Below are 14,424 nucleotides of genomic sequence, written 5' to 3'. Positions count from 1 at the left end.
CGGACAAGACAGGGCAGCACTTGCCTGCTCCGCTCTTAGGCGGGCGCGACTACCCGTTCCAACAAAGCCCGGACAATCGGGAAGTCCGCCGGAATCCAGGGAAGCCTGAGAGCTTCATCACTGTCCAATACTGAGACCCACCGCAGTTCGTCGTGATCTTCCAACGGAGCGGGCTCGCCAGCGGTGGTTTCGGCGAACCAAACACGCATGGCTGCACGGTCGTTAAGGACCCACCCGCCCGGGTGGCCAGACTCCAACTCAGGCCCCAGCCGAACTTCTATACCCAGTTCTTCTGCGAGTTCGCGGTGCAGGGCCGCCTCCGCAGTCTCCCCGGCTTCCACCTTGCCGCCAGGGAATTCCCACATACCGGCAAATTGGGGCGGTGCTGAGCGGCGCGCAGCCAAAAGGCGAGTGGGGGCTTCAAGGGAGTCGACGACAGCAGCGCCAACGACATTTATCAATGCAGTCACCGGACCAGTCTATTGGCGCCCGGAATGATGGGCATCGTCACACTGCGACGCCAATGACGAGCCGCGGGACTAAACTTGTTATCGGATTTTTCTCCGCATTCCCCAAGCTCACAAGGCACCCTCAAGAAGCAGGCTTATGACTACCACCGTGTCCCCACCCGCCACCGCCACAACAGGAAAGCGCCACCTTGGCCTGGCCATCCTGGCATTGGCCATGGGTGGGTTTGCCATTGGTACCACCGAGTTCGCCATGATGGGGCTGCTGAAGGAAATCGAGGACGGGCTCGGCATCAGCACTCCCGAGGCCGGAAACCTCATCTCGGCCTACGCCCTCGGCGTGGTCATCGGCGCGCCGATCTTCGCCGCTTTCGGGGCGAAGCTCCCCAAGAAGCACCTTGCGTTGGGTCTCATGCTGTTCCTCTCGCTGGCCAACCTGACATCCTTCATCGCCCCCGACTACGGCTTCATGCTGCTCTCCCGCTTCGCATCGGGCCTTCCGCACGGAGCCTTCTTCGGGGTAGCAGCCGTGATCGCGGCCGGCCTTGTGGCCCCAACCAAGCGGGGTTGGGCGATCTCCATGGTGATGGCAGGACTGACCGTCTCCAACGTCATTGGCGTGCCCTTGGCCACCTGGGTTGGGCAGACATTCGGGTGGCGGCTGCTCTTCATCATTGTCGGCGCCATCGGGCTGCTGACCGTTGCCATGGTGTGGAAGTTCGTTCCCTTCCAAGCGGCCCACCCCGATGCCAGCATCCGGCGGGAACTCGGAGCGCTTAAGCGTCTTCAGGTATGGCTTGCCTTGCTGATCGGCATCATCGGATTCGGCGGGTTCTTTGCCGTCTACACCTACATCGCCCACACCATGACGTCCGTGGCGGGTATTCCCGAAAGCCTCATCCCTGCAGTGGTGGCCCTCTACGGACTCGGCATGGTGGTGGGCAACATCATCGGCGGGCGCATCGCCGACAGATCCGTCATGGGCACCATCTACTGGGTCATGCCGGGAATCGCCGTCGCCCTGGTGGTCTACGCCATAGCTGCGCATTGGGCCTGGGCGGCTTTCATCATGGCCTTCGTTGTTGGAGGAGTCGGTTCGATGCTGACCCCTGCGTTGCAAACCCGCCTCTTGGACGCTGCCCCGGGTGCCGCCTCCCTCGCGTCTTCACTGAACCACTCAGCCCTGAACATCGCCAACGCCCTCGGCGCCTTCCTGGGTGGCACTGTCATCGCCTGGGGCTGGGGTTACGTGGCTCCTGCCCTCGTGGGCGCGGTGCTGGCCATCCTGGGCCTTGGAGTGGCCCTGTTGAGCGGCCTGCTGGAACGCAAACGACCACTTGCCACCTGATAAGGACATCAGCAGCGGCTCGAACCAATTGTTAACGCAGATGGGCTCCGCGAAAGCGGAGCCCATCTGCGTTTAACTCTGTAAAGCGGTCAGCCTAAACCTGCGGGGCCTGGACCCGTTCGATGTCCGGTTCGAGGTAGATGACCCGCGCTATCGGAACAGCTACCCGGATCCTCTGCTCGGCGTCGTCGATTCCCTTGGCGATCTCCTCGCCCGTTTCGGAAGCCTCCATTGAGATCTTCGCAGCCACCAGCAGCTCCTCCGGCCCAAGGTGCAGGGTCTTGAGGTGGATGATCCGGGTGCCGTCGGCCTCCAAGGCGGTGGTGATGCTCTGGACATCCTCCTTGGTGGCGGACTCCCCCAGCAGCAACGACTTGGTTTCCAGGGCAAGAACCACAGCGATGGCAACCAGCAGGAGGCCGATCATGGCGGTGCCGAGGGCATCCCACATGCCGTCGCCGGTGATAAGAGTCATGCTGACGCCGAAGAGGGCGAACACCAGGCCGAGGAGCGCACCAAAGTCTTCCAGGAGGATCACCGGAAGTTCGGGCTGCTTGGCGTTACGGATGAACTTTACCCATGACTGCTGGCCACGGACATGGTTCGACTCGATGATCGCCGTGCGGAACGAGAAGGACTCGGCAATAATGGCGCCGACCAGGACCGCCAGGGGGACCCACCAGAAGGCACCTTCAATGCCGTGCGGGTGCTGGAACTTTTCCCAGGCCTCGTACAGCGCGAACAGGCCACCAACGCTGAAAAGCACGATCGAGACGATGAACGCGTAGATATACCGCTCGCGGCCATAGCCGAACGGGTGCTCCGGGCTGGCGGCGCGCTTGGCGCGTTTGCCGCCTACCAGCAGCAGGATCTGGTTGCCGGAGTCGGCCACCGAGTGGATGGCTTCAGCAAGCATGGACGATGACGCCGTCAGGAAGAATGCAATGAACTTCAATACAGCGATGGTCAAATTCGCGGCGAGGGCCGCCACAATCGCTTTGGTACCGCCACCTGCAGCCACGAAAGCTTCACCTCTTCGGGTTTGGGAAAGTATGGAATGGGCCAAGAAGAGTCGTCATCGTCTGATCTTGCAAGCAATACCGTACCCGGCGGCGCGCTGTTTACGCATTCCCCACTCTGGCGCCCTGCTGGGAACGGGCACTGGCGTAGAGGCACACAGTGGCCGCCGTGCCCAGATTCAGGCTCTCAGCCGCTCCGTAGACCGGAACAGCGACACGATGATCAGCAAGTGACAGTTCGGCGTCGGACAACCCCTGGGCCTCATTGCCGAACAGCCACACTGTGGGCGCCTCCAGCGCGTACTCAGAGGCCACGGAATCATTCCCGAGCCTACGGGCAGCATTCTCGTCCTGGAGCCTGTCCAGGTTGACCGTCCCATAACCGTCCGCGGCCAGAACGCCGATACCGCGCTGCCTGCAGCGCTCCACCAAGTCCTCAACGTCGGCACCAAGTACTACCGGGAGGTGGAAGAGGGACCCAGCGGTCGAACGAACTGCCTTCGGGTTGTAGATGTCTACGCTCGAGCCGGTCAAGACCACGGCATCGGCTCCGGCAGCGTCAGCTGCGCGCAGGACGGTGCCGGCGTTGCCGGGGTCCCGCACCTGGCACATGACCGCGATCAAGCGCGGAGCGGCGTCGAGCACTGACTCCAGGCTCACGTCCACAAAACTGCACACGGCCACAATCCCCTGCGGATTGACCGTGTCCGCCATGGCGGCCAGCACTTCGTCGCTGGCCAGACGGAGCGGCGTTCCCTGCGCGAGGTCGGCAAGTTCGGGAAGACGGTCAAGGCAAGCTTCGCTGGCAAAGACTTCATGCACGACGGCGGGACCACCCGCCGCGGTGCGCTCACGGTGCAGGCTCAACGCCTCGCGCACCGCCTGCGGACCCTCCGCCAGGAAGCGTCCGCGCTTTAAACGCGCCGGGCGCCCGGCAAGCTTGGCGACGTCCCTCACCCGATCAGCTCGGGGGTTGGTCATCGGAAAGTCTTGCGGGCGCCCGGTTTCGTTCATATAAAGAACTTTAGTGGCAGTTGCGACTAGTTCTTGATCTGCTGGCGGGCTTCGCCGCCGGCCGGCTCGAAACCGGCAGCCTTTGCAGCCTCAACGGTGGAGAACCAGTATTCAGCAGCGGTGGTGTTGTACCAGGTGGAACCCGGAACGTGGTACTTCTTGGACTCGGCGTTGCCCTTGATGGCGTAGCCTTCCGGAGCCTCGTCGCCATCGGCAGCAACTGCGCCGTCGATTGCCGGCTTCTCGGAAACGACAGCCTTGACAGCCGTTGCCGTAGCGGCTGCCGGAGCAACCTTTGCAGCCTTCGGAGCAGCCTCAGCCTTGGCGGCCGGAGCGGACGTGTCAGCCGGGAGTGCAGCCTTGGCAACGTTCACCAGAGCGGCGAAAGCGTTGGCGTCAGAGACAGCCAGCTCTGCCAGCATGCGGCGGTCAACCTCAACCTCAGCGGCCTTCAGGCCCTGGATCAGACGGTTGTAGGTGAGGCCGTTGGCGCGGGATGCAGCGTTGATTCGCTGGATCCAGAGGCGACGGAAGTCGCCCTTCTTCTTGCGGCGGTCGCCGTAGCTGTACACAAACGAGTGCAGCAGCTGCTCTTTGGCCTTGCGGTACAGGCGCGAACGCTGACCGCGGTAACCCTTGGCGCGTTCGAGGACAACCCGGCGCTTCTTGTGGGCGTTTACCGCCCGCTTCACACGTGCCACGTGCGTACTCCTTCAGAAATCTTTATCCCAAGCTGCTACTGCCGGGAACCCGGCCGGCCTGAGAAGGCTTTTGGTGTAGTCGGCCACTGCCGGATGGCAGCAACCAAAGAACTTGGAACTTAGACGCCGAGCATCTTCTTGATGACCTTGGCATCGCCCTTGAAGACGAGCTTGTCGCCGGCGAGGCGACGGGTCAGCCTGGAGGACTTGTGCTCCAGGTAGTGACGGCGGTTGGCCTGCTGACGCTTCAGCTTGCCGGTACCGGTCAGCTTGAAGCGCTTCTTAGCACCGCTGTGGGTCTTCATCTTCGGCATGGGAACCGATCTCCTTACGTATCCACGGACGAGTCCGCGATTCTTTCGCGCAGCCGGCCTACGAGGGCCGGCGTGCTGGTTGCTTGCCGGTGGAGGCGGGGCCTCCGCGGCGTTGAACTAGTTGGTCTTGCGTGATGCAGGCTTCGGGGGGGGGGGGGGGGGGGGGGGGGGGGGGGCGCCGGGGGGGCTCTTCCTTGGGGGGCGGGGGGCCGGCCGGGGCGCGGGGGGGCGGGGGCCCCCCCGGGCCGGGCTGCCGGCTTGGGAGCTGCCGGCTTGGCTACGGGCCTCGGAGCCGCAGGAACTGCGGGCTTCGGAGTTGCCGGAACCACAGGCTTCGGAGTCTCGGCCGGGGCAGCCTTGGCAACCGGAGCCTCAGCAGCCTTGACCGGTGCAGCCTTGGGAGCAGCCGGGACCTCAGCGGCCTTGGCCGGTGCAGCCTTGGGAGCCGGGGCTTCCTTGACTACGGGCGCTTCTTCGACAACAGGAGCTTCTTCGACGACAGGCGCCGGAGCTTCTTCTGCAACAGCAGCCTCTTCGACCGCCGCTTCCTCTTCAGCTGCCGGGGTTTCTTCAACAACCGGAGCTTCATCAGCCACGGCTGCTTCAACCTCGGGGGCCTCCACAGTTTCCTGCTTGGTCTCTTCTTCGCCAGCCAGCAGGCCGGCCGGAAGAAGGTCACCCAGGGTCTGCGTCAAGGGAGCCTGGTCACCAGTGGTGTCCACCCGTCCCGATGCCTTGGCTTCATTCTGGGCCTTGGCTTCGGCACGCTGGGCCGCACGGCGGGCTTCAGCCTTCGCTTCAGCCTTGTTCTTCAAAGGACCGATCACCATGACCATGTTGCGGCCATCGATGCGCGGGCTGGACTCGACGATGCCAACCTCGGCAACGTCTTCAGCAAACTTCTGGAGCAGGCGGATGCCCATTTCGGGACGCTGCTGCTCACGGCCGCGGAACTGGATCATGGCTTTGACCTTGTCACCGGCACCGAGGAAGCGAAGTGCGTGGCCGCGCTTGGTTTCGTAGTCGTGCTTGTCGATCTTGAGGCGGAAGCGAATTTCCTTCAGAACCGTGTTGGTCTGGTTCTTGCGGGCTTCGCGGGCCTTGACTGCGGCTTCGTACTTGTACTTGCCGAAGTCCATCAACTTGCAAACAGGAGGCTTAGCCTGCGGGGCAACTTCAACGAGATCGAGATCGGATTCGGCAGCAAGACGCAGTGCGTCCTCGATGCGGACAATTCCTACCTGTTCGCCGGCAGGGCCGACCAACCGCACCTCGGGGACGCGGATACGCTCATTGATTCTTGGCTCGCTAATGTTAAAGCTCCTGTGGTTGTGGTAATTTCACCGGCAAATAGAGAAGGCCCCCAATTGCTGGTGCAATCGAAGGCCTCAACGGTCGGCTGACTCCCCTTGCGGGAAGTACGCACTCTGCGTGGCTGTGCCACCCAAGTGTCCGACCAGGTACCCGGCAACCTCTTGTCCCGAAAGGGATCACGTCCCTGAAGGGAAACGGCTGACGCGGGTGGGAGAGAACTCCGCTTGCAAACTGAAAGACAATTCTACAGAAACAACCCGCCAAGCGCACATTGCACGCGGCGGGAGCATTACTGCTGATGTTCACTGTGATTGATCACTGTGAATAACGACTTCCAGTCGGTCTGTGACAAGCTTACCAGTATGAGCACTGAAGACAGCAATTCCCGCAACTCCTACAGCGAAGACGCCGATCCTGCCGCCGACACGGGGGTTTCCCAGCAGATCCGCGACATCGCTGAAGTTCCCGCCGTGGAAGTCATCACCACCGGCGCCGTTCACCTGATGAGTGCTGCTGCCGTCAAGGTAGGCCTGGCGGATGATCCCAACGCCGAGGACCTCAAAGACCTCGACGAAGCCCGCAAGTTGATCACGGCCCTCGCCGGCCTGGTCTCCGCTGCCGCCCCGGAAATCGGCTCCCAGCACGCCGGTCCATTGCGCGACGGCCTCCGCTCACTGCAGCTCGCCTTCCGCGAAGCCTCGCTCATTCCGGATGCACCAGGCAAGGGCCCGGGCGAAAAGTTCACCGGTCCGGTGAACTAGCGCCAACTGCCGAAAGAATCAAACGACGGGGGGGGGGGGGGCCCCCACCGCGCCCCCCCCCCCCCACCACCCCACCCCCCCCCCCCCCCCCCCCCCCCCCCCCCCCCCCCCCCCCCCCCCCCCCCCGTCGTGTTTTCCACCAGTTTGCCGAGTCAGACGCGGGCGGCCCGTCGACGCATGGACGTAAGTACCAGGCCCGCGATACAGAGGACGACGCCAGCTGAGCCGATGGCCGCGAAGCCAGCGGAAGGACCCACGGCGTCGATGAAAACACCTGCCAAGGGGGCGCCCAGCGCGACGCCGGCCGTCAGGGCCGAGCCATACCAGCCCATGGCTTCGCCTCGGCGTTCCTCGTCCACGAGGTCGGCAACCTTCTCCGACGATGCGGACAAGACGGGTGCGCACAACAGGCCCGGCAGAAGCGACAGGAAAGCCAAGGTCCAGGTATCTTGTGCGAAGCCCATGGGAATAGTCAGTGCGGCCATGCCCAACAGCAACAGCATGGGCGAAATCGAACGCTTCATGGATCCGTAGATGAGTCCGCCCACCACGGACGCGGCACACCAGAAGAAGAACACGATGCCAATTTCATTCTCGTGCCCACCACGCTCCAGCAGCCCAACGATGCTCACGTCCGACCCACTGAGCACCATGCCCGATCCCGCGGCCACCGCGAACAATGCGGCCACGGATACTGTGAACCAGGTGAAATTCCTCGCGACGCGGTCACGGAGCGCTGAACCGCGCGAGGTATTCGAGGCCATCTCCGAGGCCGCCTCCTGGACATGGGCCGGCGCGGAAGCCACCATCGCCGCTTCAGCCGCAACCAGGTCTGCCGCAGCCCGCTCAGCGGACTCTTGCGGCGTGCAGGCCACGTCACTTCGCGTGGGCGGGTTGAACCACATCAGGAACAGCCCCGCCACGGAGACCGAAATGCCCACCGCTGTCAGGCCGATCGCAGAGAAACCGCTGGTGGCAACGATCGCACCAACAGCCGGGCCAATCATGAACACAAGTTCCGTTGCGATGGAATCGAGGGCGAACGCCGAACGCCGCTGCTCCCCCTCCACCATGACACCCAACGACTGACGCACAACACTGAAGATCGGCAAGGTGAAGAGCCCGCCGACGAAGACCAGCGGCAGCAGCCACTCATACGAGACGTGCGGAACGATGGACCAGATCACGGTTTCAGAGACGACCGACGGGATCAGGGCCTTCCTCAGGCCTACCGTGTCCACTCGTCGACCACGCCATGGCGCGCCCAGGGCGATGCCGATCGTCATCACAGCTGCCGCTGCACCAGCGGCGGCGTAGCCCTGGCCCAGGGTTAGAACGATGTGCAACGTCAGGAGCACGCCCGCCGCGGAATGCGGGATGCGCGCGATCATGCCCACCACCAACAGGCGCCTGACAGGGCGGATGGACAGCATCTCTTTGTAGAGAGCGAAGTTCACTGGCAAATCCTCTTGTTCCCCCGGGGCAGACCGGGGAACCGGAACTGCCGTTAGTGCTGCCCAGGCTCCTGCGCCGCACGCTGCAATTTAACTTCAATGGAGTCAACGCCTTCAGCGAAGGAATCCATCCGAGCCCACGCCTCGTTGAGTTGGCCAACCAACGATTGCACAGCCACGGCATCCAGTCCGTCTTCGAGGAAGAGCACCACCCGCAGCTCCGGGCCAGACCCACCACCGGAGACCGTGCGGCCGTCAGCCGTCAAGGACGCAACGCCGGCGCCCGGTTGGGTCTCCAGCCGACGGACAGTCCGGAAGGCTGACACCGTGGAAGCGAGAGCAGCCTCCAGTTGATCATCAAGGTATGACGGCGTCCAGTCCCGCTGTTGGGCGAGTGCCCACATTGCCGGGCGACGAACCACGAAGGTGAAGTCCGAGCCGGGATCCAGAACCAACAACTGCGCGCCTTCGGAGACAGCTGAAAGGGCCGCACGGGCCGCGTAAACGGCCACGGGACGGGCATCGCTGTGCCACGCTTCGAGGGCTGCGGCCGAGGTGAAGACAGGCATGGCCTTACGGCCGTCGGGCGCCGTGAGTGTGACCAAAGCCATATCGGCCTGCTTGTCAGCATGCAGTCCGTCAACGCCGTCGGCTTCCTCGGCGAGCTGGGCGACAACCGGAACAAAAACCCGCGCCGTGGCGAGTGAGGCTACTACTTCGGCCTCGCCTCCGGTCCCGTTGACCAGCCCGGCAATGGCGGCGAGGTAACCGGCGTCCGCCGTCCCGTCGTCGTCCTCGAAGTTATGGATCTTTGCGTCGTCTCCCGTCAGGCTCCGGCCTGCCCACGGTTGCCCGGCAGAGTCAGTCGCTCCCCCGGCACCGGCCAACGCTGCGGCGATGTGGCCCGGCAGGTTCCGGCTGCCGGCGCCATAGTGGCCGTGGCTTCCGTGCGGGTGTCCGGCGTCGTGGGACATCAGCGGCGACCGGCAACGTCCAGGGCTTCGGGCAGGGTGAAGGCACCGGCATAAAGAGCCTTGCCCACGATCGCGCCCTCCACGCCCATTGGGACAAGTTCACGCAGGACCCGGAGATCCTCAAGGCTTGAAATTCCCCCCGAGGCCACAACAGGCTTTCCGGTCTTCTCCACCATCTGGCGCAGCAGTTCCACGTTCGGTCCCTGCAAGGTGCCGTCCTTAGTGACGTCAGTGACGACGTAGCGGGCGCAGCCGGCATCCTCAAGGCGGGCCAGGACCTCCCAGAGGTCCCCGCCTTCCTTCGTCCAGCCACGACCGGCGAGCGTAGTACCGCGGACATCAAGACCAACGGCGATCTTGTCACCGAAGCGGTCGATGGCCCTGCGGGTCCATTCGGGGTTCTCCAACGCTGCCGTGCCGAGATTCACGCGTGCAACGCCAAGGTCCAGGGCACGCTCCAGTGATTCGTCATCGCGCAAACCGCCGGACAGTTCCACCTTCACGTTCAACTGTGAGACAACCTCACTGATGAGGTCGGCATTGTTGCCACGACCGAAAGCGGCGTCAAGGTCCACCATATGAACCCATTCGGCGCCTGCGTTCTGCCAGTTCAGCGCTGCTTCCAGCGGTGTTCCATAGCTGGTTTCCGAGCCGGCTTCTCCTTGCAGGAGGCGGACTGCCTGGCCATCAACAATATCGACGGCGGGCAGGAGTTCCAGAACGGACTGGGAGGAGGTGGTCATGTGGGTCCTTGGAGTTCGAGGGTGGCGCGGTTATTCGAGTGACCGGTTCAGGTACCGGGCAGCGTCAAGAGATAGGCGGCCAGCAGGGACATGCCCGCCAGCACGTAGAAGGAGATGGAAACCCAGCGGGGCTTCTTCTGCTGATGGAAGGAAATGCCGCCACCCACCAGCACACCGGCGAGGCCCATGAGGACAACAGACCACATCTAGGCGGCACCGCTTCCGGATGCTGCCACACCTGGCGTGCCGGACTTTTTCAGCCCGTCCACCCAGTTCCGCAGCAGCCGCGCCCCGGCGTCCCCTGATTTCTCGGGGTGGAACTGCGTTGCGCACAGCGGGCCGTTTTCGACTGCAGCAATGAAGCGTGCACCGTGCTCGGACCACGTCACCTGGGGCGGGGCCATGCGGGGCTGCACAACATCGAAGTTCCATTCCTGGACACCGTAGGAGTGCACAAAATAGAAGCGCTCCTGCTCCACCCCGGCGAAAAGCTTGGAACCTTCGGGAACGTCCACGGTGTTCCAACCCATGTGCGGGACAACCGGAGCAGGCAGCAACTCCACTTTGCCTGGCCACTCTGCCATGCCTTCAGATTCAGTGCCGTGCTCAACCCCGGCCTCGAAAAGGACCTGCAAGCCGACACAGATGGCCAGCACAGGGCGCCCGCCGGCCACCCGGCGACCGATCATGCGGATCGCATCCACGGCCTTAAGTTCCTTCATGACGGTCTCGAACGCGCCCACCCCGGGAACGACGAGTCCGTCGGCGTTGAGGACGTCTTCCGGCTTGGAACTCAGCACTACGTGGGCACCGGCACGCTCAAGTGCCCGGACAGCGGACCGAACATTGCCCGAACCGTAATCGAGCACGGTGACAGTTGGCTTGCCTTCCGGCGACTCGGGCCTCACCGAAGCGATGGTGTCGGCCACCGCGCCGTCCTTGAGGACCTGGCCGCTCACAGTGCCCCCTTTGTGGAGGGGATGCCCTCGACCCGGGGGTCGGATTCCACCGCTGCACGGAGTGCCCGCGCAAAAGCCTTGAACTGTGCTTCCACAATGTGGTGCGGATCGCGGCCCGCCAGCACGTTCATGTGCAGGCAGATTCCGGCGTGCAAGGTGATGGCTTCAAAAACGTGGCGCGTCAAAGACCCAGTGAAGTGGCCACCAATGAGGTGGTATTCCTGGCCCGCGGGCTCGCCGCCGTGCACCAGGTAGGGCCGACCGGAAACATCCACGACGGCGTGGGCCAGGGCCTCATCCAAGGGAACCGTAGCTTCGCCAAAGCGGCGAATGCCGGCCTTGTTGCCCAAAGCAGTGCGCAGGACTTCGCCGAACGTAATGGCCACGTCTTCCACCGTGTGGTGGGCATCGATGTGGGTATCGCCAGTGGCCTTGACGGTCATGTCAATCAACGAGTGCTTGCACAGCGCGGTCAACATGTGGTCATAGAAAGGCACAGAGGTGCTGATGTCCGAGACACCGGACCCGTCCAGGTTGATCTCCACCAGGACGGAGGATTCACTGGTGGTGCGCTCCATGCGCGCGGTGCGGGCAGCGGACGGCGTGGCGCCGGTTTCGCTCATTGGGACGTCCTTATACACGAAGAGTGGGTTGGGTCTATGGACAAGTTTAGGCGCGCTGTGGCGGCTGGCCGTCCAGCAGCGCTTCCAGCGCCTCAAGGAAGGCCGTGGTTTCCGGCTCGGTCCCTGCGGTGACCCGCAAGTGTCCGGGAATGCCGACGTCGCGAACCAGCACACCCGCGTCAAGCAGGCCTTGCCAGATGGCGTGCGGGTTCTCGAGCCCGCCGAAGAACACATAGTTGGAGTCTGAGGCTGAAGGCTTGAGACCCATGCGCAGGAGTTCGGTCACGATGCGGTCGCGTTGGACCTTGATGTCCTCGACGTCGGCCATGAGGGCCTCGCGGTGGTTGAGGGCCGCCAGGGCAGTTGCCTGAGTAACAGCCGACAGGTGATACGGGAGGCGGACCAACCTGATGGCGTCTGTAACCTCGGGTGCTGCGGCCATATAGCCCAGCCGGGCGCCCGCGAGGGCGAAGGCCTTGCTCATGGTGCGGGAAACGATCAGGCGCTCGCGCCCGGGCAGCAAGGTCAGGGCACTTGGCGTGTTGTCGTGGGCGAACTCGTGATAGGCCTCGTCGACGATCACGATGGCCTGGCTGGCTTCCCCGGCCTCGTAAACGGCCTCAACAACTTCCAGGCCCAGGCCTGTTCCGGTGGGGTTGTTGGGCGAGCACAGGAACACAATGTTGGCTCCTGTTTCACGAACCTGCGCTGCCGCCGACGCCGCATCCAAGCCGTAATCCTCTGCCCGGACTCCGCGTACGTATTCGGTATCCGTGCCACTGGCCAGCAGGGGGTACATCGAATACGTGGGCGGGAATCCGAGTGCCTTCCGACCGGGTCCGCCGAATGCTTGGAGGATCTGCTGCAGGACCTCATTTGAACCATTGGCGGCCCAAATGTTGTCCGGGGTGAGATCGTGGCCAAGGTATTCGGCCAAGGACTCGCGCAGTTCAGTGAACTCCCGGTCCGGGTAGCGGTTCAGCCCCGTGGCCGCGGCGGCAACGGCTTCCGTGATGGCCGCCTGGACGTCCGCGGGAACGCCATGAGTGTTCTCGTTGACATTGAGCAGGATAGGAACGTCAAGCTGCGGTGCGCCATAGGGGCTCAGTCCACGCAGGTTGGTCCGGAGGGGTAGTCGGTCTAGTCGCTCAAGCTGGTCACTCACCAAGACAGTTTAAGGGGCTACCGGGACTGCCGAGTAACTGTGACGCCGCGCCACCGGATCCAGCCACGGTGGAACGCGCTAGCTTGCCGGGACGAACAAACGCTGCCCGGGCTGGATCCGGCCACCATGGAGGTCGTTGAGCTGAATGATCTCGGAGATGACATCCCTGGGATCGCGCTCCGGAGCAGCTGCGCCGGCGATACCCCACAGCGACTGCCCGGGCTGGACCGTCACGGTCACCGCGACCGGCGGCTGGAGCTGCGCCTGCGAGTCCGAGGCCTTGGCAGGGGACGTAATGAAACCGGCCAGGCTCAGCAGCGCAGCCACCAGCAGCATTGCGGGGATGCCAAAGAAGACCATCCGACCCCGGCGGGTAAGACGCAGGCGCGTCGGCGCCTGGGTAGTGCGGAAATCAGCGAACGTAGTGATTGCGGACATGAGCTGAGCCCTTCTGAGCTATTGCCTTGCGCCGGATTCCGGTACATGGCTGCCAATTCTTTGTGTTCCCCTCCCCCGATCCCGGATGTTCGAACACTCTGTTCGAACATCCGTCATCCGGTTCGGGTTTATAGAACACATATTCGAACCTTGCTATGACATTTTTAGCACTTATCAACGAACGGTGTCGAGACTCGCTAGAACAAATGTTTGATAAACGCCTGTGCCTGCCCTACGTTTGAGTGAAGAAACAGCACTGTTTCAGTGGAACAGGAGGGTCTGACATTTTTTGCAGACCCGACACCCCTGGATCGTTCCGGGGCGAATGGAAAGGCACTGGCGAACATGGCAGCGAAAGCCACAGGCGGCGGGGCACCCCTGCGGAGCCAACAGCCTCAAAAGAGTCCCAAGAGCCTGACTGTCCGGCAGAAAAAAATTCTGGAGACCATCCAACGCTCGGTGAATGACAATGGGTATCCGCCAAGCATGCGTGAGATCGGTGACACCGTCGGCCTGGCAAGTTTGTCGAGTGTCACGCATCAGCTTTCCCAGCTCGAGAAGCTCGGCTATCTGCGCAGGGACCCCAAGCGTCCCCGTGCCATGGAAGTCCTGATGCCGTTGACGTTGGATGGCGGACCAATTCCCGGCGTCGAAGCCCCTGCGACGCTGCGCAGCGCGGGTGGCCTTGCCGTCACGGAGCTGGCCAGCGCCAGCGATACTGCCATGGTTCCCCTGGTGGGCCGGATCGCTGCAGGCGGCCCCATCCTGGCTGACCAGGCAGTGGAAGACGTCTTGCCCCTTCCCAGGCAACTTGTGGGCCACGGCGAACTGTTCATGCTGAAGGTGGCAGGCGACTCAATGATTGATGCCGCCATCTGCGACGGTGACTGGGTTGTTGTGCGCCGCCAGAACGACGCCATCAACGGCGACATCGTGGCCGCACTGCTGGATGACGAGGCTACCGTCAAGACGTTCCGTCAGCGCGATGGCCACACGTGGTTGCTGCCCCAGAACACCCAATACGAGCCAATCCTTGGCGACCAAGCCACCATCATGGGCAAGGTTGTCTCTGTTCTGCGTTCCCTGTAGGTGCCCACTAGGTAGGTACCCCAAGCCTCCTGGGCGGCTTT

General features: G+C 63.3%; 17 protein-coding genes. 3 read left to right on the top strand and 14 right to left on the bottom strand.

Translation table 11 applies throughout. From position 1 onward, the window contains the following. Positions 1–35: 35 nt before the first annotated feature. On the bottom strand, positions 36–470 hold the full coding sequence (locus tag LN996_RS05380) for a (deoxy)nucleoside triphosphate pyrophosphohydrolase (RefSeq protein WP_308102699.1): 435 nt from the start codon (positions 468–470) through the stop codon (positions 36–38). A 136-nt stretch (positions 471–606) separates the two neighbouring features. On the opposite strand from LN996_RS05380, the gene LN996_RS05375 reads away from it, so the two are divergent. Next, on the top strand, positions 607–1,815 hold the full coding sequence (locus tag LN996_RS05375; protein ID WP_231339182.1) for an MFS transporter: 1,209 nt from the start codon (positions 607–609) through the stop codon (positions 1,813–1,815). Positions 1,816–1,909: 94 nt separating this feature from the next. On the opposite strand, the gene LN996_RS05370 is transcribed toward LN996_RS05375, so the two are convergent. The 5 genes from LN996_RS05370 to infC form a co-directional block, all read right to left on the bottom strand. Continuing rightward, on the bottom strand, positions 1,910–2,836 hold the full coding sequence (locus LN996_RS05370) for a cation diffusion facilitator family transporter (protein ID WP_231339181.1): 927 nt from the start codon (positions 2,834–2,836) through the stop codon (positions 1,910–1,912). Positions 2,837–2,936: 100 nt separating this feature from the next. After that, positions 2,937–3,848 carry an RNA methyltransferase gene (locus LN996_RS05365; protein WP_231339180.1) on the bottom strand — a complete coding sequence of 304 codons (912 nt, stop codon included), beginning with the start codon at positions 3,846–3,848 and terminating at the stop codon, positions 2,937–2,939. Between the two features lie 26 nt (positions 3,849–3,874). Further along, positions 3,875–4,549 carry a 50S ribosomal protein L20 gene (gene rplT, locus LN996_RS05360; RefSeq protein ID WP_026547339.1) on the bottom strand — a complete coding sequence of 225 codons (675 nt, stop codon included), beginning with the start codon at positions 4,547–4,549 and terminating at the stop codon, positions 3,875–3,877. Between the two features lie 119 nt (positions 4,550–4,668). After that, the gene (rpmI, locus tag LN996_RS05355) at positions 4,669–4,863 is read right to left on the bottom strand and encodes a 50S ribosomal protein L35 (RefSeq protein WP_011774324.1); all 195 of its coding nucleotides are present in this window, start codon (positions 4,861–4,863) and stop codon (positions 4,669–4,671) included. 14 nt (positions 4,864–4,877) lie between these two features. Continuing rightward, complete coding sequence (infC, locus tag LN996_RS05350; RefSeq protein ID WP_374202212.1) at positions 4,878–6,128, bottom strand: translation initiation factor IF-3; 1,251 nt, start codon at positions 6,126–6,128, stop codon at positions 4,878–4,880. 411 nt (positions 6,129–6,539) lie between these two features. Here infC and LN996_RS05345 point away from each other — a divergent pair, with 411 nt between their 5' ends. After that, positions 6,540–6,938 carry a DUF1844 domain-containing protein gene (locus LN996_RS05345; RefSeq protein ID WP_231339178.1) on the top strand — a complete coding sequence of 133 codons (399 nt, stop codon included), beginning with the start codon at positions 6,540–6,542 and terminating at the stop codon, positions 6,936–6,938. Between the two features lie 152 nt (positions 6,939–7,090). On the opposite strand, the gene LN996_RS05340 is transcribed toward LN996_RS05345, so the two are convergent. From LN996_RS05340 to LN996_RS05305, 8 genes are all read right to left on the bottom strand, one after another. Beyond that, entirely contained in the window at positions 7,091–8,395 is a 1,305-nt protein-coding gene (locus LN996_RS05340; protein ID WP_231339177.1) for an MFS transporter, read from the bottom strand. A 50-nt stretch (positions 8,396–8,445) separates the two neighbouring features. Beyond that, entirely contained in the window at positions 8,446–9,366 is a 921-nt protein-coding gene (locus tag LN996_RS05335; protein ID WP_231339176.1) for an SseB family protein, read from the bottom strand. Then, positions 9,366–10,109, bottom strand: coding sequence for a bifunctional 1-(5-phosphoribosyl)-5-((5-phosphoribosylamino)methylideneamino)imidazole-4-carboxamide isomerase/phosphoribosylanthranilate isomerase PriA (gene priA, locus LN996_RS05330; RefSeq protein WP_231339175.1), 744 nt, complete (start codon positions 10,107–10,109; stop codon positions 9,366–9,368). The genes LN996_RS05335 and priA overlap by 1 nt, the downstream gene beginning before the upstream one ends. 47 nt (positions 10,110–10,156) lie before the next feature. After that, entirely contained in the window at positions 10,157–10,315 is a 159-nt protein-coding gene (locus LN996_RS05325; RefSeq protein ID WP_231339174.1) for a hypothetical protein, read from the bottom strand. Next, entirely contained in the window at positions 10,316–11,068 is a 753-nt protein-coding gene (gene hisH / locus LN996_RS05320) for an imidazole glycerol phosphate synthase subunit HisH (protein ID WP_231339173.1), read from the bottom strand. It lies immediately after the preceding gene. Further along, positions 11,065–11,691, bottom strand: coding sequence for an imidazoleglycerol-phosphate dehydratase HisB (hisB, locus tag LN996_RS05315; protein WP_089594411.1), 627 nt, complete (start codon positions 11,689–11,691; stop codon positions 11,065–11,067). The genes hisH and hisB overlap by 4 nt, the downstream gene beginning before the upstream one ends. A gap of 46 nt (positions 11,692–11,737) precedes the next feature. Continuing rightward, positions 11,738–12,856: a histidinol-phosphate transaminase gene (locus tag LN996_RS05310; RefSeq protein WP_231339172.1), complete on the bottom strand. Its 1,119-nt coding sequence runs from the start codon at positions 12,854–12,856 to the stop codon at positions 11,738–11,740. Between the two features lie 78 nt (positions 12,857–12,934). Beyond that, positions 12,935–13,294, bottom strand: coding sequence for a LysM peptidoglycan-binding domain-containing protein (locus LN996_RS05305; RefSeq protein WP_231339171.1), 360 nt, complete (start codon positions 13,292–13,294; stop codon positions 12,935–12,937). 345 nt (positions 13,295–13,639) lie between these two features. Here LN996_RS05305 and lexA point away from each other — a divergent pair, with 345 nt between their 5' ends. Beyond that, positions 13,640–14,383, top strand: a complete 744-nt coding sequence (lexA, locus tag LN996_RS05300; RefSeq protein WP_231339170.1) for a transcriptional repressor LexA — start codon at positions 13,640–13,642, stop codon at positions 14,381–14,383. Positions 14,384–14,424 lie beyond the last annotated feature (41 nt).

This window comes from Arthrobacter sp. AK01, assembly GCF_021109375.1.
GTDB lineage: Bacteria > Actinomycetota > Actinomycetes > Actinomycetales > Micrococcaceae > Arthrobacter.
Note: the sequence above shows the minus strand (reverse complement) of the source record. Positions and strands in the feature narration are given on the sequence as shown.

What these genes read in the sequence shown, in the direction of transcription:
- LN996_RS05375 (WP_231339182.1), top strand. Translation starts at nt 607, where the DNA reads ATGACTACCACCGTGTCCCCACCCGCCACCGCCACAACAGGAAAGCGC.
- LN996_RS05365 (WP_231339180.1), bottom strand. Translation starts at nt 3,848, where the DNA reads ATGAACGAAACCGGGCGCCCGCAAGACTTTCCGATGACCAACCCCCGA.
- rpmI (WP_011774324.1), bottom strand. Translation starts at nt 4,863, where the DNA reads ATGCCGAAGATGAAGACCCACAGCGGTGCTAAGAAGCGCTTCAAGCTG.
- LN996_RS05345 (WP_231339178.1), top strand. Translation starts at nt 6,540, where the DNA reads ATGAGCACTGAAGACAGCAATTCCCGCAACTCCTACAGCGAAGACGCC.
- LN996_RS05335 (WP_231339176.1), bottom strand. Translation starts at nt 9,366, where the DNA reads ATGTCCCACGACGCCGGACACCCGCACGGAAGCCACGGCCACTATGGC.
- priA (WP_231339175.1), bottom strand. Translation starts at nt 10,109, where the DNA reads ATGACCACCTCCTCCCAGTCCGTTCTGGAACTCCTGCCCGCCGTCGAT.
- LN996_RS05325 (WP_231339174.1), bottom strand. Translation starts at nt 10,315, where the DNA reads ATGTGGTCTGTTGTCCTCATGGGCCTCGCCGGTGTGCTGGTGGGTGGC.
- hisB (WP_089594411.1), bottom strand. Translation starts at nt 11,691, where the DNA reads ATGAGCGAAACCGGCGCCACGCCGTCCGCTGCCCGCACCGCGCGCATG.
- LN996_RS05305 (WP_231339171.1), bottom strand. Translation starts at nt 13,294, where the DNA reads ATGTCCGCAATCACTACGTTCGCTGATTTCCGCACTACCCAGGCGCCG.
- lexA (WP_231339170.1), top strand. Translation starts at nt 13,640, where the DNA reads ATGGCAGCGAAAGCCACAGGCGGCGGGGCACCCCTGCGGAGCCAACAG.